The sequence below is a fragment of the Homoserinibacter gongjuensis genome, from assembly GCF_030161875.1.
Taxonomy (GTDB): domain Bacteria; phylum Actinomycetota; class Actinomycetes; order Actinomycetales; family Microbacteriaceae; genus Homoserinibacter; species Homoserinibacter gongjuensis.
The window spans coordinates 1,728,754-1,752,935 of sequence record NZ_BSVA01000001.1; the positions used below are offsets into that span (position 1 = coordinate 1,728,754).

Below are 24,182 nucleotides of genomic sequence, written 5' to 3' on the forward strand. Positions count from 1 at the left end.
CCGCCGGGTCTACGGTGGATGAGTGGATCTCTCACTCTCCGGCATCGGCGCCCGAGCGCTGCGAACCCGCTGGTTCGTGCGCGCCCCGATCTGGCTCTACCGCCACGGACTCGGATGGCTGCTCGGCAGCCGCATCCTCATGCTCGAGCACACCGGCCGCAGCTCCGGGCAGCCGCGATACGTCTGCCTCGAGATCGTCGAGCGGCCGGCCCCCGACCGCATCGTGATCGTGTCGGGCTTCGGCGAGCGCGCTCAGTGGTACCGCAACCTGCAGGCCGACCCGAACTGCTTCGTGAGCACGGGACGGATGCGGCGCGCCCCCGCGGTGGCTCGCCTGCTCACCGGGCCCGAGGCATCCGCTGCGCTCGAGCGGTACCAGCACGCGCACCCGCGCGACTGGGAGATGCTGCGGGGTGCGATCGAGAAGGCCGTCGGGCATCCGGTACAGGGGCTGCCCATGGTCGAACTGCGGCTCGAGGCAGCCGGGAGCTGATTCCGGCGCGTCCCCCTGACGGGCGGCAGGCGCGGGCCGCGCAACCCGCTAGTTTTATCGCATGGCGACACGGGCGGAGAAGAAGCGCGCGCGCGAACTCGTCGACACTCTCGTCTGGGATCTGCCCGAGATGAACCCCAAGCTCGGCACCCTGCCCCCGAACCCCGACGGGCTCGAGCACTGCGCCGAGTTCGAGGTGCTGCCCGGCATCAAGGCCGTGTGCTTTCCCGATGGCGACAGCTGGCGGGGTCTGCTCGTGCAGTACGACCCGGCCACGGGCCAGGTCACGAGCACCATGGAGCACCAGATCCGGGCCCAGTCCGACGAGGACGCCCCGCGGTGGGCGCAGCTCGTGATCTACGACATCCTCGCGAGCGCCGTCAAGAGCGCCCCCTCCGAGGCCGCCGCCACGATGCCGCGCGAGCGCCTCGCGAAGGTGTCGCAGCTGCTCGAGCGTCTCTGAGACACCACTGAGGCGTCACGTCGCGTCGCGCCCGCGCCGTGTAACACGACAGAAATCGACGCCTCATACGCTGAGCTCGTGCCGCAGTCAGCCCCCGTCATCGCCCTCGGCGACCTGAACGACCCGCGCGTGCTGCGCCTGCTCGACGACCACCTCGCCGACATGTACGCCACCTCGCCGCCCGAGAGCGTGCACGCCCTCGACGTGTCGGGACTGCAGCATCCCGACGTCACGTTCTGGGCGCTCGCGGAGGGCGAGCAGCTGCTCGGCTGCGTCGCGCTCAAGCAGCTCGACGCGCGGCACGGCGAACTCAAGTCGATGCGCACGGATGCCGCAGCACGCGGCCGTGGGTTCGGTCGCCTGCTGCTGGAGCACGTGGTGGCCGAGGCGCGGGCCCGCGGCTACACCCGGCTGAGCCTCGAGACGGGCGCGGAGGACTTCTTCCGCCCGGCCCGCGCGCTCTACGCGCGGTACGGCTTCCTCGAGACGGAGCCGTTCGCCGACTACGCGCTCGACCCCAACAGCGTCTTCTTCACGCTCGAACTCGTCTCCTAGGCCAAACGCTGTAGCGGTTCGCGACGGGCGCCCGTCATTCCTGGGGCCCGCGGCGAATCGCTACAGCGTTTGACATGATCGGCGGGCACGTGTTTCGCTCCCGGGTTCCCGAGGGCGCGCGACCTATCGTGGCCGTGTGTGGCCTGCCAATCGACGGGATGATGACTCCGGGGAGATCCCGGTGAGTCCTGATGCATCCGTGCAGCCGGCGACGCCGCTGCTCGCACCCGCCCCTGCGGTCCGCGGTGTCGCGGATACCGCTCGTGACGCCTGGCGTTCCGAGCTCGCCGAGCTCGGCGGCACCTCCCCTGCTGCACTTCGTCGACGCGCCGACCACCCGCATCGAGCTGTCGACGACGCACCCCGGTGGCCTTGCGCGCTTCATCACCGGCAAGTCGACGCTGCTCTCGCAGCTCATCCGCGACGACCTCGCCCTGCGTCGCGCCCGCGTCGCCGCGGAGCGCATCACCGCGAAGGGCCTCGAGCTCTCGACCACCCGCGGCCTCGACGTCGTGCACCTCGGGATCGGCATCGTGCGGTGGACCCACGATCGCGTCGACTACTGCGCGCCGCTGCTGCTGCGCCCCTCGCCATCCGCCGCCACGGACGCGACTACGAGCTGCGCCTGCGCGGCGCCGCCGTGCTCAACCCGGCGCTCGCGCGCGCGCTCGAGAAGCAGTACGGCATCTCGCTCGACGCCGCCACCTTCGTGGCGCTCTCCGACGACGACGGCACCTTCAAGCCGAACGCCGTGATCGACCAGCTGCGGCGCCTCACCGGCCACCTCGGCGAGATCGTGGTGCAGCCGCGCCTGGTCGTCTCGTCGTTCGAGGAGGTCGCGCCCGCGCTCGTCGCCGATGCCAAGAGCCTCGACCACCCGGTGCTCGACGCCGCGGCGGGGGATGCGACGGCCAAGTGGACGCTCGAGGAGGGCTACCAGGCGGTCGAGGCCGCCGACGCCGACCGCCGCGACCCGTCGACCGACGTGCTGCTGCTCGACGCCGACGCCGAGCAGGAGCACATCGTGGCGCAGATCGCCGCGGGCAACTCGCTCGTCGTGCGCACGCTGCCCGGCACCGGCGCCACCCAGACCATCGTCAACGCACTTGGCATGCTCGTGGGCCAGAACAAGCGCGTGCTCGTCGTGAGCCCGCGGCGCGCGAGCCTGCGCGGCATCGCCCAGCGGCTCGGGGATGTGGGGCTCGCCGGCATGGCCGTGTCGCCGTCGTCGCTGCGTCGCGACGTGGTGCGCGGCATCGCGCGCAACGAGAAGGCCATCCAGCCGCAGCTCGCCGAGGTCGACGAGGCGCTCGTGCGGCTGCGCAGCGTGCTCATCGACTACCGCGAGGCGCTCTCGCGCACCGACGAGACCCTGTGGGTGTCGGTGTTCGACTGCGTGGCCGAGCTGTCGCGTCTCGCGCTGCTGCCGCATCCGCCCACCACGACCGCGCGGCTCACCCCGCAGGCCGTGCGCGCCCTCGCGGGCGACCGGGCGAGCGTCGCCGCGACCATGGTGGAGGCTGCTCGCCTCGGGGAGTTCCGCTACGGGCCGGGCGACTCGCCCTGGTACGGTGCCCAGTTCGCCACCGGCGACGAGGCAGCCCGCGCCCACGGGATCGCCAAGAAGCTGCACGCCGACGGCCTTCCGCGGCTGCTCATCAAGGCGAACGCGCTCATCGGCTCCACGCGGATGCGGCCGTTCACCACGATCGCCGAACTCGGCATCTATCTGCGCCTGCTCTCGGAGCTGCGCGACACGCTCGACAAGTTCGACGCGAGCGTGTTCGACCGCTCGCTCTCGGAGCTCATCGTGGCGACCGCGCCGCGGCGCGACGCCCCGAGATGTCGGGCGCCAACCGCCGGCGGCTCAAGAAGCTCGCGCGCGAGTACGTGCGCCCGGGCATGCATGTGGGCGATCTGCACGAGGCGCTCACCGCGATCCAGCAGCAGCGCATCCTGTGGCAGCGCTACGTCGCCGCGGGCGTGACGCCCGAGGTGCCCACCGGCATCTCGGACGTGCAGGTCGCCTGGCAGCAGGTCTCCGCCGACCTCGCCGAGCTCGACGCCCCGCTCGGCCGCACCACCCCGAGACGCGTCTCGCATCCCTGCCGCTGCACCAGCTCGCCGACCTGCTCGAGGAGCTCGCCGCCGAGTCCGACGTGCTGAACAACCTGCAGGAGCGCAGCGCCCTCATGCAGCGGTTGCGCGACCTCGACCTCGACGAGTTCATCGCCGACCTCGCCGCGCGCCACGTGCCTGAAGATCAGGTGGCGGCCGAGCTCGAGCTCGCCTGGTGGCGCTCGGCACTCGACGGGCTGCTCGTGAACGACCGCGCCCTGCTCGGCGCGAAGACGGATGTGCTGCAGCGTCTCGAGGCCGACTTCCGGCTCGTCGACGAGGCGCACCAGCAGGGCAGCGCGGGCCTGCTCGCCTGGCAGCTCGCCGAGAACTGGCGGATCGGGATCATCGACTGGCCGGATGAGGCCGCCGCGCTCAAGCAGCTCATCACGGCCGGCGCCCTCACCGCGGAGTCGCTGCAGCGACTCGCCCCCACCTCTCGCGCACGGTCGCGCCCGTGTGGCTCGCCTCGCCGTACGAGATCGACCAGGTGAGCGACACGATGCCGATCGACGTCGTGATCCTCGTCGACGCGGGGGCCACGACCCTCGCCGAGAACGTCGGCGCGATCCGCCGTGCGCGTCAGGTGCTCGTCTTCGGCGACCCCGTGACGCAGACCCCGGCCCCCTTCCGCATCGGGCTCGACGAGGGGAGGAGTCGCCCGTCGCGGTGGCGTACCCCTCGGCGCGCGCGTCGATGCCGGTGCGGGGTGCGGATGTGGACGAGGCGGATGCGGCGGATGCGGTGGAGACCGCGGACGCGGATGATGCTGATGCGGGTGATTTCGATACGCCGCCCGCGGCGGCTACTCAATCCGCGGGGGTGCCCCTGCGGCTCCTCCCTCAGCTGAGCAGGTGGACGACGCACCCGCCGACGACCTGCACGCGCGCTCCGCGTTCGCGCAGCTCGCATCCGTGCTGCCCGTGCTCTCGCTCACCCGCAGCTACCGGGCCGGCGGCGAGGACCTCGCCGAGCTCGTCAACCGCCGCTTCTACGGCGGGCGCATCGACGCGCTGCCGTGGGCGGGGTCGTTCCTCGGGCACGGCAGCCTCTCGCTCGACTACATCGAGAACGGCACGGGCCTTCCCGACCCCGACACCGGGGCGGTGGAGTCGGTCGACGCCGAGGTGGCGCGCGTCGTCGAGCTCGTAGTCGAGCACGCGGCGACCCGGCCGCGCGAGTCGCTCATGGTCGTCACGGCGTCGGAGAAGCACGCCGTGCGTGTCATGAACGCGGTGTTGGCCCGCATGTCGGCGCACCCGCAGCTCGGCGAGTTCGTCGTGGGCGAGAGCGCCGAGCCCTTCGCCGTGCTGCCGGTCGAGCGTGCGGTGGCCCACAGCCGCGATCGCGTCGTGTTCTCGCTCGGCTACGGGCGCACCCCGCACGGACGCGTGCTGAGCGACTTCGGCGCCCTCGGCCAGCCCGGCGGAGAGCGCCTGCTCGCCGTCGCCATGACCCGAGCGCGTCGCTCGCTCGTGATCGTGACGTGCGTGCAGCCCGACGACCTCGACGAGACGCGCATGAAGCACGGCGCGGTGGCACTCGCCGAACTGCTCGGCGAGATCGCCAACCGCCGCGCCGAGCCGCCGCTGCCCGACGACTCCGACCCGATGCTCGTCGACCTGTCGCGCCGACTCGAAGCACGCGGGCTGCGCGTCGCGCTCGGGCATCGCGGCAAGCTCGGGCTCGTGGCCGCCAACGGCGGCATGTGCGTCGTGGTCGACACCGACTCGGTGCTCACCGGCCGCAGTCTGCGCGAGGCCCTGCGCCTGCGCCCCGAGGTGCTGCGCCGACTCGGATGGCACTACGCGCGGGTGCACGCCTTCGAGCTGTTCACCGATCCGGATGCCGTGGCCGACCGCATCGCGCGGATGGCCGGCCTGCCTGCCGGACCCGTCACCGAGGAGATCCCGATCGTTGCCGCACACACCGCGAGCTGACCCCGAGGGAGACGACGACGAGCAGCGGCCTCGCCGCCCACGCCGCCGCGTGACGACGCCGCCCCCGGCGGGCAGCGACCCGCATCCGACCCCCGAGCCGAAGCGGCACACGCCCACCGAGAACGACGAGCGGATGCGGCGGGAGAAGCCGCCGCACTACTAGCTCTTTGCGCCGCGATAATCCGCGGCGCTGCGCCGGTTCCGGGCACGAGCGCGGTCGCGCCCGGAACCGACTGCGCACTCGCTCTGGGTCTGCTGGGGGCCGCGGCGCTGCCGTCGAGGTGGCTGAGGAGCGTCCGCGCAGCGGATGCGTCTCGAAGCCTCCGTCGCTGCCGACCCACCGGTCCTGCTGCGCCCTCACCCGGTGGTGTTGCGCTCCGCCAGCAGGTCGCGGATCTCAGCGAGCAGCTGCGTCTCGGTGGGGCCGGCCTCCTCCTCGGCGATGCCCTTCCTCGCGGCCTGACGCTCGCGCAGCTTGTTCACCGGCAGCACGAGCACGAAGTAGACGACCGCCGCGATGATGAGGAAGTTGATGGCCGCGCCGATCACCGCACCGAAGTACATGGTGGCTTGGCCGCCATCCGTGGTGGGGATGGTCACCGGCAGGGCGGTGTCGAGCGAGTCCGCGCGGAACAGCGCCCCGATCGCCGGGTTGATGACGGCGTTCACGATCGAGTTGACGATCGCCGTGAACGCGGCGCCGATGACCACCGCGACGGCCAGATCGATGACGTTGCCGCGCAGTACGAAGTCTCTGAAACCCTTCATGGTGTGCTCCCGTTCTCTCCCGTTGGGTGAGCCCAGGCTACGGCGGCGTCAGCCGCGCGAGAAGGAGACGATGCCGCCGGGCGTCACGACGCCGTCGACCGGCATGTCGTGCGGCTCGGTGGGCACCGCGTCGACGAGCTCGTCGTCGTAGATGACGGCGTACACCGGCGGGCCGCCTTCCATCGAGCCGAGCGTCTTGTCGAAGTAGCCCCGCCCCCATCCGAGTCGCATGCCGTCACGAGCCACACATGCCGCGGGCACGAGCAGCAGATCGACGCCGTTGATCGCGATCGGGCCGAGCAGCTCGCTCGTGGGAGTCGGCATCCCGAGGATGTCCTGCTCCTCGTCTTCGCCGTCGTACGGCGCCCAGTCGAGCAGGCCGTCTTCGCGCGACACCGGCAGCAGGATCCGGATGCCGTGGCCGTCTGCCCAGCGCAGGAAGTCGCGGGTTCCGGGCTCGTCGGGTGTGGAGAGATAGGCCGCGATGAACGTCGCGCGGAGGTCGCTCGTGAGCTGCACGAGTTGCTGGGTGAGGGCCGTCTCGGCCGCCTCGCGCTCGGTCGCCGTGCGGATGCGGCGGCGCCCCCGGAGCTCCGCGCGCAGGGCGCGCTTGCGATTCTCCGGATGGTCGGGCATGCCCCGATTGTAGGAGACTTGCGACCGGATCTCAGGAAGAGGTGGATAGCCTGGCAGGCATGGCTTCCCCCGCACTGTCACGAAGGCCGTCATCCCCGTCGCCGGGCTCGGAACCCGGTTCCTGCCTGCCACCAAGGCGATGCCGAAAGAGATGCTCCCCGTCGTCGACAAGCCGGCGATCCAGTACGTCGTGGAGGAGGCGGTCGCGGCCGGCCTCACCGACGTGCTCATGATCACGGGCCGCAACAAGACGGCGCTCGAGAATCACTTCGACCGCGCGGGTGAGCTCGAGGCCGTTCTCGAGAGCAAGGGCGACGACGAGAAGCTCAAGAAGGTCGACTACTCCACGCACCTCGCCGATGTGCACTATGTGCGGCAGGGCGATCCGCTCGGACTCGGACACGCGGTGCTGCGCTCGAAGATGCATGTGGGGCACGAGCCCTTCGCCGTGCTGCTCGGCGACGACATCATCGACGTACGCGACCCCCTGCTGGGACGGATGCTCGAGGTGCAGCAGCGCGAGAACACGACGGTCGTGGCGCTGCTCGAGGTCGACCCCTCGCAGACCCACCTCTACGGCATCGCGACGGTCGAGCCGACCGAGGAGGACGACGTCGTGCGCATCACGGGGCTCGTCGAGAAGCCTCCGCCGGGCGAATCGCCGTCGAACTACGCCATCATCGGTCGCTACGTGCTGCGTCCCGAGATCTTCGAGGTGCTCGAGCGCACGCCTCCGGGGCGGGGCGGGGAGATCCAGCTCACCGACGCCCTGCAGGAGCTCGCGGCCGGACCCAACTGGGCGGGGGTGTGCACGGCGTCGTGTTCCGCGGGCGGCGCTACGACACGGGTGATCGGCTCGACTACCTCAAGGCGATCGTGCGGCTGGCGAGCGACCGCGACGACCTCGGCGTCGAGTTCCGTCCGTGGCTCAAGGAGTTCGTCGCGGGGCTTCCGGATGAGGGGGCCGTGTCGGCAGGCGAGGGTGCGTCGGAGGGCGAAGACGGCTGAGTCGCTCGTTGCGACCTCGCCCCCGGCTTTCGTGCGACTTTTCGGGGCGCGGGCGGGCGTCGACCCGCCGCGGGGATGGGTAGTCTGGCGCCGATGGCAACACCGACCCTCAGCGACGAGCATGTGACGATCCGCCCCATCCGGATCCGCGATGCGCGCACGCTCGAGAACGAACTCATGCGCAACCGGGCATGGCTGCGTCCGTGGGAGGCGAGCAACCCCTACGGTCCCGCCGGCTTCGACGTGAAGGCCTCCATCCGCTCGCTGCAGACGCATGCGCGCTCCGGCTCCGGATTGCCGTTCGCTGTCGAATGCGACGGGGAGTTCGCGGGGCAGCTCAATGTGTCGGGCATCGCCTACGGGTCGCTGTCGTCGGCCACGCTCGGCTACTGGGTGGCCGAGCGGTTCGCCGGGCGCGGGGTCACACCCACCGCCGTCGCGCTCGCAACCGACCACTGCTTCTTCGGCATGGGGCTGCACCGCATGGAGATCTGCATCCGCCCGGAGAACGCTCCGAGCCTGCGCGTCGTGCAGAAGCTCGGCTTCCGCTATGAGGGGCTGCGTCGCCGCTACATCCACATCAACGGTGACTGGCGCGACCACTTCTGTTTCGCGCTGCTCGTGGAGGAGGTACCCCAGGGCGTGCTGCGACGCTGGAAGGACGGCCGCGCGCCCGAGTCGGCGGCGCAGGTTCCCGAGGGCGACCTGCAGGCCGCGACGCGCCCCCTGCGGTTCTGAGCCGCGGCCGCCGCTGTCCATCCCGGTGGTCGAGGAGCGCCGCGCGGAGCGCGACGCGTCTCGAAACCGCCGTCGGGACGGCTTGCTCAGGTGGTTGAGGAGCGCCGGAGCGGCGTCCCGAAACCGCCGCCGGGACGGCTTGCTCAGGTGGTTGAGGAGCGCCGCGCGGAGCGCGACGCGTCTCGAAACCGCCGCCGTAACTGCTGGGTAACGACTTGGTAACACCCTCGTTCATCGGTGTGGATTTGGGTCGTCTCGGCGTCGTTTCCGCCCCGGGATGTCGGTGGCCTCGGATGGTCTTGCTTCATGGAACCCCGCCCCGACCCGATCGCTGCAGCGGACGCTGCGCTGGATCGTGTGGTGGCGTTGCAGGCGCAGATCGATGCGCTCAGCGCGGCGCGTGCGGAGGCGCTCGTGGAGTTCGAGAAGGCGTTCACGGCCGCGTACCCGCCGAACGCTGCGGCGCTGCGGGAGCGGGCGTTGACGGCGGAGGCGGCGTGCGCGTTGCGGATGCCGGAGCGCAGCGTGCAGCGTCTGTTCGGTGAGGCACGCATCCTGACGCGTGAGCTCCCCGCGACGCATGCCGCCTTGGCGGAGGGCCGGTTCTCGTACCGCCACGCGCAGGTCATGATCGACGAGACCGCCGGGCTGGAGGCGGATGACCGTGCCGTGGTGGAGCGGCTCGGGTTGGCCACCGCAGGCACGACGACGGTGTCGCAGTTCCGCACCCGGGTGCGGAAGCTGCGGGAGAAGCGCGCCCCGGAGTCGATGGCGGCGCGAGCGCGGGAGGCGCGGGAACAGCGAGAGCTCACCCTCGATCCGGTGAGCGACGGGATGGCCTACCTGACCCTCTACACGGGGGTTGTCGAAGCGACGGCGATCTTCGACCGGGCCACCGCCGCGGCCGCCCGCGCCGCCGCGGACGGCGACCCCCGCACACTGGCCCAACTCAGGGTGGATCTGGCCGTCGATGCCCTGCTGGACCGCGATACCGTGCTGGGACCGTCTCGCACCCAACTGGAGCTGATGGATCTGGATCCCGCGGAGGCGGCGCTCGTGCAGGAGGCCGAGTTCGGTCCGTTCACCGGGATCGTGCCGACGGTCGTGGTGACCGTTCCGGTGCAGACCCTGCTGGGCGGGGCCGAGCCGGGCACGCTGGAGGGTGTCGGGCCTATCGACGCGGCGACCGCCCGAAAACTCACCGCCCAAGCCCCATCGCTTTATCGATTGTTGACGGATCCCGAGACCGGGGTGGCATTGTCGATGTCGCGCACGAGCTACCGCATCCCGGAACCACTGCGACGATGGCTCAGGCTGCGCGACGAGACGTGCAGGTTCCCGATGTGCCGCATCCGCGCCGGAAGGTGCGACATCGACCACACCCGCGACTGGCTTCACGACGGGAACACCGATCACGACAATCTGGCGCACCTGTCGCGCGGGCACCACACCCTCAAACACCACGGCGGTTGGAAAGTGAAACAGACCCGCCCGGGTGTGCTCGAGTGGACCAGCTACCTCCGCCGCCAGTACGACACCCACCCCGCCACGGTGTGACGGGTTCGGCAGACTGCCAGGTGGGCACGCGCGCGCCTTCCGGGGAGCGCGGCATCCGCTCGTACCCTGGGGCGCATGGACTTCACGGGTGCGGGAACCGCGATCATGCTCGCGCTCGCCGCCGTGCTGTGGTTCCTCTATCTGCTGCCCAGCTGGATGCGGCGCCGCGAGTTCCTGGCCACCGAACGGAACGCCACGCGACTGCAGCGTGCCATCCGGGTGCTCGCCGAGACCGCGGAGGCTCCGGCGGAGCTGCGGGTCGAGGCCAACGCGCGCGAGGTCGCACGCACCGAGCGCCTGCTCGCTCAGGAGCGACGCCGGGTCGAAGCCGCCACCCGCGCCGAACTGCACGCCGCCGAATTGCGGGCCCGCGCGGCCGAGACCCAGGCCGCCGAGATCGCCCGTGCCGCCCGGCGCGACGCGCCCATCCCGGCCCCGATCGCGCAGCGCCCAGCCGCGGCAGACGTCACGCCCGTGCTGCTCGCCTTCGCGCGGCTGCGCCGCGCCCGCCGTGTCGCCGGGCTGCTGTTGCTCGCCGCCGTGACGGTCGGCGCCGTGCAACTGTGGCTCATGGCGACGACCGGGATCGCCGTCGGGTCGTGGATCGTGGTGGCGGGATGCGTGCTCGCCGCCGGTACTTCTGTGCGGCTCCAGCGGCGCATCGCCGACCGCGCCCGCGTGCTCGCCTCGGCGCCCGCGCAACGTCAGCGCCGCGGCGCCTCGACCCTGATCGACGCCGAGATGCGGCAGGAGCGGCCCGCACGCGCGTGGACCCCCGTGCCCGTGCCGAAGCCGCTGTATCTCGAGCGCGGCGAGGCTCCCCGCGTTCCCGTCGTGCCGCCCGTCGCCGCGGAGGCGCTGCTCCTCGCGGCCGCACAGGAGGCCGAGCGCGCCCTCGCAGCTGCCCACGCCGAGCCGGAGGTCGTGGCGTTCCGACCCCGCGAGAGTGCGCCCGCCGCCGCGTCCGCCCCCGCGCCGGCCGTCGCATCCGCGCCCAGCCCCTTCGCCGCGATGGGACGCATCGACGACGTCGACACCGCACGCCCCGACCTCGACGAGGTCCTCCGCCGCCGCCGCTCGGCGGGCTGAGCCGCCGCCGCTCGGCGGGCTGAGCGGCCTCCCGCATGGTCAGGCGCGAGGGCGCCGGGGTGATATCGTGTTCAGGCAGTCAGGGCCCATGGCGCAGTTGGTAGCGCGTCTCGTTCGCAATGAGAAGGTCGGGGTTCGAATCCCCCTGGGTCCACCACATCCGTCACGCCACCACCGCGCGAGCCGTTATCCGGCGGTTGGCGTGTGCGCCAGCCAATCGGTGAGGCGCACCGTCGCGAGCGTGGCGCCCGCGAGCGGCACGAGGGTGTCGGCGCCCGGATGCCCACCGAAGTAGCTCGCAGCGGCGTCCGTCACCACGGGGCGCGGGTCGCGACGGGCCTCGAGCACCGTGCGCACGAAGCCGTCGAGAGTGAGGCGCTCCGGGCCCGCGAACTCGACCACGCCACCACGCGGGGCCGCCAGCGCGACGCCGGCCACGGCATCCGCGACCTCGCTCGACGCCATCGGCTGCACGGGCGCCGGCGGCAGCCGCACCACTCCTCCACGGTGGAGGCGTCGGCGATCCCGAGCGCGAACTCGAAGAACTGACTCGACCGCACGAGCGTGAACGGGATGGCGGATGCCTCCACGAGCTGCTCCTGCACGCGCTTGGCCCGGTAGAAGGCCGAATCGGTGAGCCGGTCGGTGCCGATCGCCGCGAGGGTCACGTGGTGCCGCACGCCCGCATCCGCGCCCGCCCGCAGCAGCTGCGTCGTGCTCTGCCGGTAGTAACGCAGCACCGCCTCGTCGCCGTAGCTGTGGGGCTTCGAGACGTCGATGACGACCTCAACCCCCGCGAACGCGTCGGCGAGGCCGGCGCCCGTCGCGGCGTCGACCCCCGCGCTCGGCGACGCTGGGACCACCTCGTGACCGGCGGATTCGAGCCGGGAGACGAGCTGTCTGCCCACCAGTCCCGTCGCCCCCACCACGAGGATCTTCCCCGCCGCCGTCCGCTCCGCCATGCCTCGATTGTGCTCCTGTCGTCGAGCGGCCCTGGCCGCCCGGCTGCGTGGCTCTGCTACTGTGTGGCCACCCGATCCGCCACCCGACGAAGATGAGGCCCGACATCTCCACCCGTCGCCCGACGGCTGCCGCGCGCCGTCGCACCCGTTCCGCTGTCATCGCTGTCCTGGCCGCGAGCCTCGCTGCCCTCGGCGCCGCCGCACCCGCCGTCGGCGCTCCCGGCGAGCCCGTCACGGATGCCGCATCCGGTTCCGCGATCGCCTTCGGTTCCGCGGCCGACGGGCGCACCACCGTGCCGCCGCTGCCCGCGGGCATGACGTACATCGCCGCGGAGGCGGGGCTGGACCACACCGTGTTGCTGCGCTCCGACGGCGCCGCCATCGCGTTCGGTGCCGACGACGCCGGCCAGACCGACGTGCCCGCCCTCCCGGCGGGAACGAGCTACGTGGCGGTGGCGGCGGGCAACCAGTTCACCGTATTGCTGCGCTCCGACGGCGAGGCTGTCGCGTTCGGGGCGAGCTGGGCGGGTCAGACGACGGTGCCGACGCTGCCCGCCGGTCTCACGTACACGGGTGTCGCGGCGGGGGCCGACCACGGCATGCTGTTGCGCTCGGACGGCACCGCGGTCGGATTCGGCTTCAACGGTGCCGGCCAGACCTTCGTGCCGGCGCTGCCCGGCGGCATGAGCTACATCGCGGCCGCCGCGGGCACCGATCACAGTGTGTTGCTGCGCTCCGACGGCACCGCGATCGGGCTCGGTGACAACGGGTCGGGGCAGCTGGACTTCCCCGCACTGCCTGCCGGTGTCAGCTATATCGATGTGGCCGCGGGCAGCGCACATACCGTGCTGTTGCGCTCGGACGGCCAGGTCGTGGCCGTCGGCGAGAGCATCGACGGCCAGCTCGCAGTTCCCGCCCTGCCCGGCGGGCTGAGCTACACGGCTGTTGCGGCGGGTGAGCTGCACACCGTGTTGCTGCGCTCCGACGGCACCGCGGTCGCCTTCGGCCTCGCGGCCGCCGGTCGCACTGCCGTGCCCGCGCTGCCCGCCGGTGGTCGCTACTCGGCCGTCGCCGCGGGCGGAGAACACACCGTGCTGCTGCGCGCGGCCGCACCCACGACGGTCGCGGTGAGCGGCGACACGGCCGCGGCGCTCGGCGACACGGTTGCGCTGATCTTCGCCGTGTCGTCGGCGCCACCCTCGGTCTGCCGTTCACGGGGTCGGTCGTGGTCGACTTCGGTGACGGTACGACGCAGACGCTTCCCGTCGACGCGACGACCGGCATCGCGGCGGCCTCCCACAGCTACGCCACGACCGGCACGATGTCGGTCACGGCGAGCTACAGCGGTGCGACCGACGGCGCCTACCGCGCCTCGCCCGTCTCGAGCGCTCACGAGGTCGAGATCGCGGGCGGTCCGGCCGTCGCCCTGACGTTCGTGCCGGCCGCGCCGACCGTCGCGGTCGGCGATCCCGTCACGCTCCTGGTGACAGGCGAAGACGCCTTCGGCACCGACCTCGGCGACCTCACCGCCGACGTCTCGTTCAGCATCGGCGGAGTGCCCTTCGTCAACGGCAGCGTGCTGCCGGCGGGAACCCACACGATCACCGCGACCCTCACGAGCAACCCCGCGGTCACAGCGGATGCGGTGGTCACCGTGGTCGCCGCGGGTCCGGCGGCGATTCCCGACACCGGGATCGACGCCGCGGGGCCGATGCTCGCGGCTGTCGTGCTGCTCGCACTCGGCGGCGTGCTCATCGGCATCCGCGTCCGTCGCGCGGCGCGCCCGGCCACTCGCTGACGCAGGCCGAGCCGGGCCGGGAGCGAGCCGCCCCCGTCACTCCACGAGCTTGCCCGCGACCGCCGTGTCGATGTCGGCGTAGGCGAGGTCACGGAACGACTCCGGTGCCTCGGCGACCGGCTCGAACGTCACCCCCGTGGTCGGGCTCCAGACGAAGCTGCCGCGCAACGCGTCATCCTGCTCGGGGAAGTCGGAGCGGTTGTGGGCCCCGCGGGTCTCGCGCCGCTCGAGCGCGCACTCGAGGGTCGCACGGGCCGCGAGCAGCGATCCGTACAGGTCGAAGGCGTGTGCCAGGTCGTCGAATCCCGCGATGTCGGGGTGCACGCCCAGGTGCGTCGCGCGCTCCTCGAGCTCGGCGAGCTTCGCGAGCCCCGCGCGCAGTCCTCCTCGCTGCGCACGACGCCCGCGTGCTCGGTCATGACGTTGCGCACCTGGCGCTGCAGCATCCGCGGCGTCTCGGTGCCCCGGTCGCCGAGCAGCTTGGCGACCTCGGCGCGCGCCTCGGCCACCGCCTCGGGAGAGCGCCGGATGCTGGTGAGGCCGGTGGCGTACCCGGCCGCCTCCTCGCCCGTGATGCGGCCGTAGACGAGCAGTTCGATGAGCGAGTTGCCGCCCAGCCGGTTGGCGCCGTGCAGACCACTGGATGCCTCGCCGATCGCGTAGAGACCGTCGACGCCGGTTCCATGGTCGTCGGCACGCACCCACACGCCGCCCATCGAGTAGTGGGCGGTCGGCGCGACCTCGATGGGCTGCTCCGTGATGTCGAGCATCTGCAGGTCGATGAGCGTGCGGTAGACGCGCGGCAGCTTCTCGAAGATCGTCTCGCGGGGCAGGTGGGAGACATCCAGCAGCACGCCGCCGTTCTCGGTGCCGCGGCCCTCCGCGATCTCGGTGTAGCTCGCGAGCGCGACCCGGTCGCGTGTCGAGAGCTCCATGCGCTCGGGGTCGTAGCGCTCCATGAAGCGCTCGCCGAGCGCGTTGCGCAGGATGCCGCCCTCACCCCGCGCGGCCTCCGAGACGAGCGTGCCCGCGGCATCCGCCGGCTCGAGGATGCCGGAGGGGTGGAATTGCACGAGTTCGGCGTCGCGGATGCGGGCGCCCGCGAGCGCGGCGAGTCGGAACGAGTCGCCGGTGTTCTCGTCGCGTCGTGACGAGGTGTTGCGCCAGATGCGCGTGTGACCGCCCGCGGCGAGGATCACGGCATCCGCGTGGATCAGCACGGGCGTGCCGTCGACGATGTCGAAGCCGTAGGCGCCGAAGATGCGGCCCTCGTCGACGAGCAGCCGGGTGATGTAGATGGAGTCGACGATCGGCACCTCGAGCTCGCGCGCCCGGCGCAGCAGGGTGCGCTGGATCTCGAGGCCCGTGTAGTCGCCCGCGTAGGCGGTGCGGCGATAGCGGTGCGCACCGAAGAAGCGCTGGCTGATGCGGCCGTCGGCCTCGCGCGCGAACGGCATGCCCCAGCGCTCGAGGTCGTCGATGCCGCGGGCGGCGTTGCGGGCGACGACCTCGACGATCGCCGGGTCGGCGAGGAAGTACGACTCACGCAGCGTGTCTGCGGCGTGCTGCTGCCAACTGTCTTCCGGGTCCATGGTGCCGAGCGCCGCGTTGATGCCGCCCGCCGCGAGCGTCGTGTGCGCGTCGTGCTTGCGCCGTTTACCCACGGCGAGCACCTGGATGCCGCGCTCGGCGAGTTCGATCGAGGCTCGGAGTCCCGCGCCGCCCGTGCCGATCACGAGCACGGAGGTGGAGAGCAGTTTTTCGTCACGCATGCTGCCCACGCTAGGCACGTGGCGATGATTACTCCAATGAATAGTTTGCAACGTAGCGATGCAGTTAGGCTATGGCTGTGAACCTGGAGCAACTGCGGGGCTTCGCGGAGATCGCGGCGACCGCGAACTTCACCCGGGCGGCCGAACGGCTGCACATCGCCCAGCCCACGCTGAGCCGTCAGATCTCCACGCTCGAGACCGAGCTCGGGGTCGAGCTGCTGCATCGAGCCCGGGGGCACGTCGCGCTCACGGCGGCGGGGAGCGGCTGCTGCCGCTCGCCCGGCGGATGCTCGCGGATGCCGACATCGCGCGCACCGAGATGGCGGAACTGGCAGGGCTGCGGCGGGGCCGCATCCGACTGGGCGCCACACCGACGCTCTGCACGAGCCTCGTGGCCGAGGTGCTCGCGGAGTTCCACGCGCAGTACCCCGGCATCGACATCGAGATCCTCGAGAGCGGCTCGCGCACGCTGAGCGCCGCCCTGCTCGAGGGCGCGCTCGATCTGGCGCTCGTGGTGACGAGCGAATCGTCGGGCACCGCCCGCGCAGTGCTCGAGCTCGAGCCGATCCTCACCGAGCGGCTCGTGGCCGTCTCGGCAGCCACGGCACCCGATCCGTTCACGCACACCCCGGTGCGACTCGAGGAGCTCGCCCGGGTGCCCCAGATCGCCTTCCCCGAGAACTACGAGCTGCGGGTCGCGGCCGACGCGGCATTCCGCGCCCGTGGGTTCACGCCGCAGATCGTCGTGCAGGGCGCGGAGATGGATGCCGCCCTCAGTTTCGCGGAACGCGGGATCGGCGTGGCGATCGTGCCCGCGATGGTCGCGGCGCTGCGCCCCGCCCTGCGCGCCGCTCGGCTCGCGGAGCCGGCCCTCGCGCGCACGGTGAGCATCGCGCGCCGCTCCGACATGGCGCCCGCGCACGCCAACGCGGCGCTGCAGGCGCTCATCCGTGGGGTGGCCGACCGGCTCGCGGCACCGGACAGCGCGACGGCATCGCTCGTCACCCGCGTCGGCTGACGCAGCCAGCCGGCGCGAGACGCCGCGGCTAGGCTGGCGCGGGGAAAGGGGCGCGGTGACCGACTTCAACCAGCGCATCATCGGCGAGTTCCGGGCGAACGGGGGCACGGTCGAGACGGCAGGCTTCGGACGCAGCCTCGTGCTGCTGCACCATCGGGGTGCACGCTCGGGCGTCGAACGCGTGACGCCGGTCATGGGCATCCCGAGCGAGGCCGGATGGTTCATCGCCGCGTCGAAGGGCGGTGCCCCCGAGAACCCCGCGTGGTTCGGCAACCTGTCGGCGCATCCGGAGACCGTGATCGAGACGCCCGACGAGGGCGAGGTCGCCGTGCGGGCGGTCGAGCTGCACGGCGACGATCGTGACGCCGCCTGGGCGCTGTTCACGAGCCGCAGCCCCGGGTTCGCGGAGTACGAGCGTCGCGCGAACCGCACCATCCCCGTGGTGGAGTTGCAGCGACGATGAGCGACGCCCCGCGCGCCGGGGTGAGCCCCGTGGTCACCCTGCTCGCTCTGGCTGCCGAGTGGGAGTCGCGGCTGGATCGGGAGCTGCGCGAACTGGGGCTCACGACCCGCAAGTACGGTCTGCTCGCCCACATCGACGTCACGCCGGGCATCTCGTTCTCGGAGCTCGCGCGGCGCTCGCGCATCACCGTGCAGTCGGCGCACGCGGCAGTGCACGCACTCGTTGACGCGGGTCTCGTCGCGGATGCCAAGGCGCACGCGGGTGCGGCCTCGGTCTTGGAGGTGACGCAGGCGGGCGCGCGGGTGCTCGCCACCGCTCAGGCGGTCCTGGACCGCTTGGATGACGAGCTCCGTGCGGAAGCGTCGTCGCTGAGCACGGCGCTCACCACGCCCCACGAGGGTGCGCTCGCGGACGGTCAGCGCGCCTGAATTCCTTCAGCTAAACTGAAGGTGTGTTCCGCACCCCCGCATCCCTCTTCCGTGTGCTCGCGATCGCGGAAGCCGTCTCGTGGACCCTGCTCATCGTCGGCCTCATCCTGCGCGCGACCGCCGGGCTGGCGATCGCCACCACGGTCGGTGGTTCGATCCACGGATTCGTGTTCCTCTCCTACGGCGCAACCGCCGTGCTCGTCGCCCTCAACAACAGGTGGCGTCCCTGGCCGACCGTCGTGGCGATCGTGAGCGCGATCGTGCCGTACGCGACCGTGCCGGCCGAGCTGTGGCTCGCACGCACCGGCCGCCTCGCGGGCGGGTGGCGCACGGAGGCGGTCGATGCGGCCGGCGATCTCTGGTACGACGGCCTGCTGCGCTGGTTCCTGCGCCGTCCGTGGGTGCTCGCCGTGCTCATCGCGGTCGCCGTGGCCGCGATCTTCACCGCGTTGCTCGTCATCGGGCCCCCGGCGGTCGGTGAACCGGTGCGCTCCTCACCGCGTCAGTGGCTGCACCAATCGGCCGACATGCCCGTCACGCCACGTGACGTGGCGCCGGATGCCGCATCCACGTAGTAGATCGTCGTGCCGCTCCAGCCCGGTGCGCTCCGGTAGTCGTCGCGCACCGCATCGCCCGGCACCACCTCCACGGCCAGGTATTGACCGTTCGGAGAAAGGCACACGGTGCCGATGCGGCTCGTCGCCGTCGCGGGCCGGAAGAGCTCGCGCGTTCCCGTCGCGTTGACGGCGTACAGGATCGACCGGGCGCCGACCTCCGCAAATCCCATCGGATCATTGTAGAGCTCGACGTAACTCGCGGGCGAGGTGAGCACGAAGGCGTCGGGGTAGAGTCCCGGAGGCACCTCGGCTACGGGCAGCTTCAGCTCCGTCGTCGTGCCGTCGGCGAGGTCGATGACCGCTCCGCGGTCGGGGTCGGCCACGACAGTCCGCAGCGTGCCGGGCAGGAAGCCGCGCAGCTCGGTGTGCTGTCCGAGGGGAGTCGCCTCCGTGCCGGCGACGGGGTCGACGAGGTAAAGCTGCTGGTCGATCGCCTGGACGACGAGGAGGTCGTGCCGGGCACGAACGTCCAATCGAGCGCGGCGAGGGGCGTCTGCGCGGGCCCCCGCACCTCGAACGGCACCCATGAGGCATCTGTGAGATCGAGCACGTAGAGCGTGGCCGTTCCTGCGGTGACCTCGCCCTCCACGAGGTAGCCGAGGAGGTCTCCGCCCGACGCGAGCCCGAGGGCGCGGATGCCACGCGCCGGCGGCACGCTCACGGGCGTCGGCGTTCCGTCAGGAGCCACGAGGACGAGCGACGGCACGTCGCTCTCGTCGAGTACGACCGCCGCGATCGCCTCGCCGACCGGCACGTACTCCTGGATGCGCGGAGCCTCGAGCATCGTGGCATCCGCGGTGTCGCCGGAGAGGCTGTGCCGCACGATGCGATCCGTGCCGCCGTCGCCGGGGTGATGCCGTACGAGCGAGAAGGTCGCGACATCGGGCGTCGCGAAACGGTAGTCGAGGCGACTCTCCGCGCCTGTGGCGGCGCTGCGCACCGCGACACGCACGCGGTACTCGGTGGCATAGCGCAGCATCCCGGTGAATCGCACGGTGAGCCGGGCGCCCTCGGAGCTCAGCTCGACAGGCGCCTCCGGCTCGACGGTCACGGCATCCGCGTCGACAGTCACGAGCGGCTGGTCGGCCTGCAGTACGAGGCGCTGGCCCGAGCGCTCGACGGCGGCGCCTGCGTTGAACGCGGCCGAGGACAGCCGGGGCCCCTGGGTGACGCTCGCGACGCCGAGCGCGGCGGCCGCGACCGCGAGTGCCGCGACGACGGTGAGCCAGGTGCGCTGGAAGCGGCGGCGCTCGGCGCGCTCGCGGAATGCCGCACGCGCATCCGCCGGCGTCGACCGGACTCGGGGTTCAGTAGACATAGGGATCCGTCGGCTGATCGATGGGCGCCACCCTCGTCGGGTCGATCGCGAGCGGCTGCATGCTCGTGGCCGAGGGGTTGGGCACGAAGCGGCCCGAGACCTGAACCCAGCTGTCGACCGGATGGTCCTGCTGCCATCCCGGCAGGTACACGGGAACTCCTACAGGTTGCGCATCGACGGCACAGCAGGTGACGACGAAGCGCGCGACGTAGAAGACATTCTCGGGATCGTCCGGATCGGGCGTGACGAAACCGGTGAGGTCGGGCTGTGCGTCGGCGAGGTAGCGCTCGTCGACTCCCTGACGCAGCAGCCCGGCCCAGTCCTTCACTGAGAAAGCGCTGCCGTCGCCTGCCACGAGCGCGGGGGCGTCGCCGGCATCCGCCGCGCCGGCCGCGCTCGAGTTGATATCGCGCTGGGCGACGGTGCTGCTCGTGAGCGTCGACGGCGGCACGACGAGCAGCGCAGTCGTCGTCGCCATGAGGAGCACGATCGAGCCGACCGTGAGCCACCTCGCGCGACGACCGGACGATGCCGCATGACCGTGGTCGTCGTCCTCGGGGCCGATCTGCGGCACGAACGCGGCTGCGACGATCGCGACGACACCCGCGAGCACGGCCATGATGACGGTGAACTCGAAGTATCGCGGATGGATGTAGAGGCCTAGTCGCCCCGAGGACGCGAGCCAGACGATCGCGGCGACGCCCACGAGCACGAGCAGCAGCCCGCGGCCATGAGACAGGAACCGGTCACGCAACGAGGTTCACCCCGAATCCGAGCACAAGGCACGCGAGCGCGACGACGGCCGTCATACGGGCGAGTGCGGCTGTCGCGAATGTCGTGCGCAGCAGGGCGAGCATCTTGACGTCGACCATTGCACCGAAGACGAGGAAGGCGACGATGCCGCCCGGCATGAAGGTAGAACCGAACGACAGGATGAAGAAGGCGTCGACGTTCGAGCAGATCGCGATCACGAAGGCGAGCACCATGAGTGCGAGCACCGACCAGACCGGGTTCGAGCCGAGCGCCACGAGCACCTCGCGCGGCACGCCCACCTGGATGAGGCCCGCGAGGAACGAGCCGATCACGAGCGCGGGCAGCATCGCGGTCGACTCCTCGGCGAAGCCAAGGGCGCTGCGCCGCATCCGGTGACCGTGCGCCGGGTGATCGTGGTGGGCGCGGCAGCTCGCCTCGAAGCGCGGGGTGAGCAGCTCGCCCGGTCGCGGGTGGCGACTGAAGAGCCACCCGACGAGGTTGGCGATCACGAAGCCGCCCACGATACGGCCCACAAGGATGCCGTGATCCCAGCCGAAGGCCTGGTAGGTCGTGACGATCGTGACCGGGTTGAGGATGGGTGCCGCGAGCAGGAAGGTCATGGTCTCGGGCATCGTGAGGCCGCGCATGAGCAGCCCGCGTGCGAGGGGCACGTTGCCGCACTCGCACACCGGCAGCAGCACGCCGAGCAGTGACATGACGGCGCGACGCAGCAGGGGTGTGCGTGGCAGCAGGCGCTCGAAGACCGAGGTCGGCACCCACACCTGCACGAGCACCGAGAGCAGCACGCCGAGGAACACGAAGGGCAGCGACTCGATGAGAACACTCACCGCGAGGGTCAGGAGGTCGCGCAAGGCGTTCGGCAGCGCTTCGACGGGAAGCGATCCGGTGGCAACGCGCAGCCCGAGCAGGGCCGCGAAGAGACCGGCTGCGAGCAGGATCCACCATGCGGGGCGCGAGCCGGCTGGCCGCGACGGGGCGAGATGCGGCGGGGTCGGGCGCGTCGGGGCGGGCGTGCGGGTGTCCACCGGGTCAGCGTAGGCGGCTGTCGTGTACGGGATGCGTCGACCGCGCCGGCTTATTCGTTTTGACAATCATTATCAATAAGGTCTAGCGTCTCCTCATGACCTTCCGCTCCTGCATCGTCCTGCACGTCTCGGTGATCGCCGCCGCATCCTCGCGCTCACCGGTTGCGCGACCGACGACGGGGGCGGCGGTGCCGACGACGCGATCCTGCGGATCGTCGCGTCGACCAACGTCTACGGCGACATCGCCGCGACCATCGCCGGCGACGCCGCCGAGGTGACCTCGATCATCCACGACGCTGCGCAGGACCCCCACGAGTACGAGGCGACGCCGCGCGACGCTCTCGCGATCGCGGATGCCGACCTCGTGATCGTGAACGGCGGCGGCTACGACGAGTTCATGCACACCCTGCTCGAGGCGCACGACAACGACGCCGTCGTGGTCGACGCGGTCGGGCTCTCGGGCCTCGCACCGGACGACCACGACCACGAGGATGGCGGCGAGGGCGAGGGCGAGGACGCCGACGAACACGACCACCACGACCATGGCGAGTTCAACGAGCATGTCTGGTACAGCCTCGATGCCATGGCGTCGCTCGCCGAGGAGCTGGCAGTCCGACTCGGTGAGCTCGACCCTGCCGACGCCGACGCATTCGTCTCCAACGCTCAGGCCTTCACGGCGGCCCTCGGCGATCTGACCGCACGCGCCTCGGGTATCGCCGAGGCGCGGAGCCACACCCACACCCACATCGCCATCACCGAACCCGTCCCGCTCTACCTGCTCGAGGCGGCCGGGCTCGAGAACGCGACGCCCGAGGAGTTCAGCGAGGCGGTCGAGGAGGGCACGGATGCGCCGGCGCTCGTCGTGCGCGCCGTGATCGACCTCGTCACCGGGCCCGGCATCGCGCTGCTCGCCTACAACGAGCAGACGGTCGGTCCGCAGACGGAGCAGGTGCTCGCGGCCGCGCAGGACGCCGGCACACCCGTCGTGTCGTTCACCGAGCTGCTGCCCGAGGGGAGGACTACCTCGGATGGATGGCGGCGAACCTCGACGCGATCGAGGCGGCGCTCGCGGGGTGATGGGGGCGCCGGTTTCGAGACGCGAGTCGCTGCGCGACGCGCTCCTCAACCAGCGGAGCGTCAAGCGGGTTGAGGAGCGCCGCGGAGCGGCGCGTCTCGAAACCAGCGCCGCCGAACCGACTCAGCGACCCCAGGCCGAGGCGGGAGCCTTGACGACCGGCACCGGGTTGTAGTGCCAGTGGGAGCCGTTGGCGTAGTGCCCGGAGGCCCAGGGCGATGCCCAGATCGCGGCCTCGATCGTGGCCGTGTCGGCACCCTCCTGGAAGGCCGCCCGCATGCCCGCGTACCCGCGGTTGGTGAGCAGCGCATCCGCGGCATTGCGGGCCGCAGCCACGAGGTCGACGTTGCTGCCGGTGCCGCCGGGGCCATAGCTCGCGCCCCAGCCGTTGTTGAGCGGGTTGTTGCGGTTCCACCAGGAGTCGGTGTAGTTCTCCTGGCGCATCCAGCGGGTGATGACCGTGACGTTCGCGTCGCTCATCGGGAAGCCCGCGAACAGGCACACCATCTTGGCCCAGTCGTGGTTGGTGCCGGATGCGATGAGCGATTCGAGTCCCTGGCTCGCGCCGTAGTCGTCACGAGCGAGGGCGTCCGTGGCCTCCAGATGCGCGACCGTCTCGGCGGTCGACACGTCGACATCCTGCGCGTTCTCGGTGGCGTAGGCCGCGAGCGCCGCGGCCTCGGTCGGGGGAGCCGGCGGCGCGAAGGCGAACGGCACGGTGAGCGCGAACGAGGCTGCGACCGCGAAGATCATGAGGCTCACGCGGGTGCGACGGCTCGCACGGGAGGCATCGAACCTCTCGCGAAGCGTGCGATAGACCGGGGAAGTTGCGTCATAAGCGTTCCGGCGCCGCCGCGAAAACGGGCGAACGACGCTCGTCCAGGGTACCAGCGCAGGTGTGAGCGACCTGGGAGCGCGACCCCCGTGCGAGGGTCGTGATCATGGGTTCAGAGCGCCGGATGCAGGTGCCGCGTCTCGAGTGCGACGACGGCCTGGCGGGCGCCCGCGTGAAGCGCCGGGGCGAGGTCGGCATCCCGCAGCCACGCGTCGAGGAAGCCCGCGAAGAACGCGTCGCCCGCGCCGTTGGTGTCGACCACCGCGGCGGGCTCGGCGGGCGTCGAGGCACGCCGCCCGTCGGCGTCGAGTGCGATCGCCCCCTCGGCACCGAGCGTGCAGACGGCGAGGCGCGGGCCCGCCTCGAGGCAGCGCGCCAGAAGTCGCCAGGGGTCGTCGGTGCGGTCGGCGTTCATGAACACGACCTCGGCGGCCTCGAGGAACGGCCGGTGGAAGGCGCTCTCGCCGTCGTAGTCGTGCAGGTCGGTCCAGATCGGGATGCCGCGCTCACGTGCCGGTGCGAGCAGGTGCGCCGAGCGCGGGGCCAGGTCGAGCACCGCGAGCTCGACCCCGTCGAGCACCTCGGGGGCGGTCGCGGCGGCATCCGGGTGCTCGGGGGTCGCGAGATAGAGCGAGAGGCGCGCCCCTCGGGTGTCATGAGATTGAGGTGCTGCTCGCTGCGTGCGGCGGAGTGCCACCGCGTGACGACCCCGGCGCGGGCAAGAGCCGTGCG

Annotated in this window: 27 protein-coding genes, 1 tRNA gene and 4 pseudogenes; 21 read left to right on the forward strand and 11 right to left on the reverse strand. The window is 71.6% G+C overall.

The annotated features are described in order from the left end of the window. The first annotated feature begins 22 nt into the window (after positions 1–22). From QQK29_RS09350 to QQK29_RS09390, 9 genes are all read left to right on the forward strand, one after another. On the forward strand, positions 23–493 hold the full coding sequence (locus tag QQK29_RS09350) for a nitroreductase family deazaflavin-dependent oxidoreductase (RefSeq protein WP_284299739.1): 471 nt from the start codon (positions 23–25) through the stop codon (positions 491–493). Between the two features lie 61 nt (positions 494–554). Next, positions 555–956 carry a hypothetical protein gene (locus QQK29_RS09355; RefSeq protein ID WP_284299741.1) on the forward strand — a complete coding sequence of 134 codons (402 nt, stop codon included), beginning with the start codon at positions 555–557 and terminating at the stop codon, positions 954–956. 78 nt (positions 957–1,034) lie between these two features. Beyond that, entirely contained in the window at positions 1,035–1,511 is a 477-nt protein-coding gene (locus QQK29_RS09360; RefSeq protein ID WP_284299743.1) for a GNAT family N-acetyltransferase, read from the forward strand. A gap of 263 nt (positions 1,512–1,774) precedes the next feature. Next, positions 1,775–2,266 (forward strand): hypothetical protein, encoded by a 492-nt coding sequence (locus tag QQK29_RS09365; RefSeq protein WP_284299746.1) that lies wholly within the window; start codon positions 1,775–1,777, stop codon positions 2,264–2,266. After that, positions 2,152–3,498, forward strand: a complete 1,347-nt coding sequence (locus tag QQK29_RS09370; protein ID WP_284299748.1) for a DEAD/DEAH box helicase family protein — start codon at positions 2,152–2,154, stop codon at positions 3,496–3,498. Before QQK29_RS09365 ends, QQK29_RS09370 begins: the two co-directional genes overlap by 115 nt. Further along, entirely contained in the window at positions 3,420–3,677 is a 258-nt protein-coding gene (locus QQK29_RS09375; RefSeq protein WP_284299750.1) for a hypothetical protein, read from the forward strand. Before QQK29_RS09370 ends, QQK29_RS09375 begins: the two co-directional genes overlap by 79 nt. Further along, positions 3,671–4,123 carry a hypothetical protein gene (locus QQK29_RS09380; RefSeq protein WP_284299752.1) on the forward strand — a complete coding sequence of 151 codons (453 nt, stop codon included), beginning with the start codon at positions 3,671–3,673 and terminating at the stop codon, positions 4,121–4,123. The genes QQK29_RS09375 and QQK29_RS09380 overlap by 7 nt, the downstream gene beginning before the upstream one ends. Then, positions 4,087–4,479, forward strand: a complete 393-nt coding sequence (locus tag QQK29_RS09385) for a hypothetical protein (RefSeq protein ID WP_284299754.1) — start codon at positions 4,087–4,089, stop codon at positions 4,477–4,479. Before QQK29_RS09380 ends, QQK29_RS09385 begins: the two co-directional genes overlap by 37 nt. Positions 4,480–4,483: 4 nt before the next feature. Continuing rightward, on the forward strand, positions 4,484–5,569 hold the full coding sequence (locus QQK29_RS09390; protein WP_431308677.1) for a hypothetical protein: 1,086 nt from the start codon (positions 4,484–4,486) through the stop codon (positions 5,567–5,569). Positions 5,570–5,926: 357 nt separating this feature from the next. Here QQK29_RS09390 and mscL read toward each other — a convergent pair whose 3' ends face one another. Next, positions 5,927–6,337 carry a large conductance mechanosensitive channel protein MscL gene (gene mscL / locus QQK29_RS09395; RefSeq protein ID WP_284299756.1) on the reverse strand — a complete coding sequence of 137 codons (411 nt, stop codon included), beginning with the start codon at positions 6,335–6,337 and terminating at the stop codon, positions 5,927–5,929. Positions 6,338–6,385: 48 nt separating this feature from the next. Further along, positions 6,386–6,973 carry a 5-formyltetrahydrofolate cyclo-ligase gene (locus QQK29_RS09400; protein WP_284299758.1) on the reverse strand — a complete coding sequence of 196 codons (588 nt, stop codon included), beginning with the start codon at positions 6,971–6,973 and terminating at the stop codon, positions 6,386–6,388. Between the two features lie 139 nt (positions 6,974–7,112). On the opposite strand from QQK29_RS09400, the pseudogene QQK29_RS09405 reads away from it, so the two are divergent. The 5 genes and pseudogenes from QQK29_RS09405 to QQK29_RS09425 all read left to right on the forward strand — a co-directional run bounded on the left by QQK29_RS09405 (position 7,113) and on the right by QQK29_RS09425 (position 11,522). After that, positions 7,113–7,981: pseudogene (locus tag QQK29_RS09405) on the forward strand (UTP--glucose-1-phosphate uridylyltransferase). Between the two features lie 93 nt (positions 7,982–8,074). Beyond that, a complete protein-coding gene (locus QQK29_RS09410) occupies positions 8,075–8,719 on the forward strand; it encodes a GNAT family N-acetyltransferase (protein WP_284299761.1) in 645 nt (214 codons plus the stop codon). Between the two features lie 306 nt (positions 8,720–9,025). Further along, positions 9,026–10,276: an HNH endonuclease signature motif containing protein gene (locus QQK29_RS09415; RefSeq protein WP_284299763.1), complete on the forward strand. Its 1,251-nt coding sequence runs from the start codon at positions 9,026–9,028 to the stop codon at positions 10,274–10,276. A 75-nt stretch (positions 10,277–10,351) separates the two neighbouring features. Beyond that, a complete protein-coding gene (locus QQK29_RS09420) occupies positions 10,352–11,365 on the forward strand; it encodes a hypothetical protein (RefSeq protein ID WP_284299765.1) in 1,014 nt (337 codons plus the stop codon). A gap of 82 nt (positions 11,366–11,447) precedes the next feature. Next, positions 11,448–11,522 (forward strand) — tRNA-Ala (locus QQK29_RS09425). 29 nt (positions 11,523–11,551) lie between these two features. Here the strand turns inward: QQK29_RS09425 and QQK29_RS09430 are convergent. Further along, positions 11,552–11,683: a hypothetical protein gene (locus QQK29_RS09430; protein ID WP_284299767.1), complete on the reverse strand. Its 132-nt coding sequence runs from the start codon at positions 11,681–11,683 to the stop codon at positions 11,552–11,554. Then, positions 11,677–12,327 (reverse strand): SDR family oxidoreductase, encoded by a 651-nt coding sequence (locus QQK29_RS09435; RefSeq protein WP_284299769.1) that lies wholly within the window; start codon positions 12,325–12,327, stop codon positions 11,677–11,679. The genes QQK29_RS09430 and QQK29_RS09435 overlap by 7 nt, the downstream gene beginning before the upstream one ends. Before the next feature lie 92 nt (positions 12,328–12,419). On the opposite strand from QQK29_RS09435, the gene QQK29_RS09440 reads away from it, so the two are divergent. Continuing rightward, positions 12,420–13,757, forward strand: a complete 1,338-nt coding sequence (locus QQK29_RS09440) for an RCC1 domain-containing protein (protein WP_284299771.1) — start codon at positions 12,420–12,422, stop codon at positions 13,755–13,757. Between the two features lie 5 nt (positions 13,758–13,762). Then, entirely contained in the window at positions 13,763–14,125 is a 363-nt protein-coding gene (locus tag QQK29_RS09445; RefSeq protein ID WP_284299774.1) for a hypothetical protein, read from the forward strand. A gap of 36 nt (positions 14,126–14,161) precedes the next feature. On the opposite strand, the pseudogene QQK29_RS09450 reads toward QQK29_RS09445, so the two are convergent. Then, a pseudogene (locus QQK29_RS09450) lies at positions 14,162–15,897 on the reverse strand (FAD-binding protein). Between the two features lie 77 nt (positions 15,898–15,974). On the opposite strand from QQK29_RS09450, the pseudogene QQK29_RS09455 reads away from it, so the two are divergent. The 4 genes and pseudogenes from QQK29_RS09455 to QQK29_RS09470 form a co-directional block, all read left to right on the forward strand. Further along, positions 15,975–16,915, forward strand: a pseudogene (locus tag QQK29_RS09455) (LysR family transcriptional regulator). A gap of 55 nt (positions 16,916–16,970) precedes the next feature. Beyond that, positions 16,971–17,378 carry a nitroreductase/quinone reductase family protein gene (locus QQK29_RS09460; protein WP_284299776.1) on the forward strand — a complete coding sequence of 136 codons (408 nt, stop codon included), beginning with the start codon at positions 16,971–16,973 and terminating at the stop codon, positions 17,376–17,378. After that, a complete protein-coding gene (locus QQK29_RS09465; RefSeq protein ID WP_284299778.1) occupies positions 17,375–17,806 on the forward strand; it encodes a MarR family winged helix-turn-helix transcriptional regulator in 432 nt (143 codons plus the stop codon). Before QQK29_RS09460 ends, QQK29_RS09465 begins: the two co-directional genes overlap by 4 nt. Before the next feature lie 23 nt (positions 17,807–17,829). Next, positions 17,830–18,276: pseudogene (locus QQK29_RS09470) on the forward strand (DUF3817 domain-containing protein); the annotation flags it as partial. A gap of 32 nt (positions 18,277–18,308) precedes the next feature. Here QQK29_RS09470 and QQK29_RS09475 read toward each other — a convergent pair. From QQK29_RS09475 to QQK29_RS09490, 4 genes are read right to left on the reverse strand one after another with little or no spacing between them, the layout of a single operon-like run. Beyond that, the gene (locus tag QQK29_RS09475) at positions 18,309–18,746 is read right to left on the reverse strand and encodes a hypothetical protein (protein WP_284299780.1); all 438 of its coding nucleotides are present in this window, start codon (positions 18,744–18,746) and stop codon (positions 18,309–18,311) included. Next, positions 18,686–19,741 carry a hypothetical protein gene (locus QQK29_RS09480; RefSeq protein WP_284299782.1) on the reverse strand — a complete coding sequence of 352 codons (1,056 nt, stop codon included), beginning with the start codon at positions 19,739–19,741 and terminating at the stop codon, positions 18,686–18,688. The genes QQK29_RS09475 and QQK29_RS09480 overlap by 61 nt, the downstream gene beginning before the upstream one ends. After that, on the reverse strand, positions 19,731–20,495 hold the full coding sequence (locus QQK29_RS09485; RefSeq protein ID WP_284299784.1) for a TIGR03943 family putative permease subunit: 765 nt from the start codon (positions 20,493–20,495) through the stop codon (positions 19,731–19,733). The genes QQK29_RS09480 and QQK29_RS09485 overlap by 11 nt, the downstream gene beginning before the upstream one ends. Continuing rightward, on the reverse strand, positions 20,488–21,540 hold the full coding sequence (locus QQK29_RS09490; RefSeq protein ID WP_431308678.1) for a permease: 1,053 nt from the start codon (positions 21,538–21,540) through the stop codon (positions 20,488–20,490). The genes QQK29_RS09485 and QQK29_RS09490 overlap by 8 nt, the downstream gene beginning before the upstream one ends. 253 nt (positions 21,541–21,793) lie before the next feature. Here QQK29_RS09490 and QQK29_RS09495 point away from each other — a divergent pair, with 253 nt between their 5' ends. Then, complete coding sequence (locus tag QQK29_RS09495; RefSeq protein ID WP_431308786.1) at positions 21,794–22,690, forward strand: metal ABC transporter solute-binding protein, Zn/Mn family; 897 nt, start codon at positions 21,794–21,796, stop codon at positions 22,688–22,690. A gap of 48 nt (positions 22,691–22,738) precedes the next feature. Here the strand turns inward: QQK29_RS09495 and QQK29_RS09500 are convergent, their stop codons facing one another. Both QQK29_RS09500 and QQK29_RS09505 read right to left on the reverse strand, forming a co-directional pair. After that, positions 22,739–23,368, reverse strand: a complete 630-nt coding sequence (locus tag QQK29_RS09500; RefSeq protein ID WP_284299787.1) for a hypothetical protein — start codon at positions 23,366–23,368, stop codon at positions 22,739–22,741. A 194-nt stretch (positions 23,369–23,562) separates the two neighbouring features. Further along, positions 23,563–24,147 carry a carbohydrate kinase family protein gene (locus tag QQK29_RS09505; protein WP_348533844.1) on the reverse strand — a complete coding sequence of 195 codons (585 nt, stop codon included), beginning with the start codon at positions 24,145–24,147 and terminating at the stop codon, positions 23,563–23,565. Between the last annotated feature and the right edge of the window lie 35 nt (positions 24,148–24,182).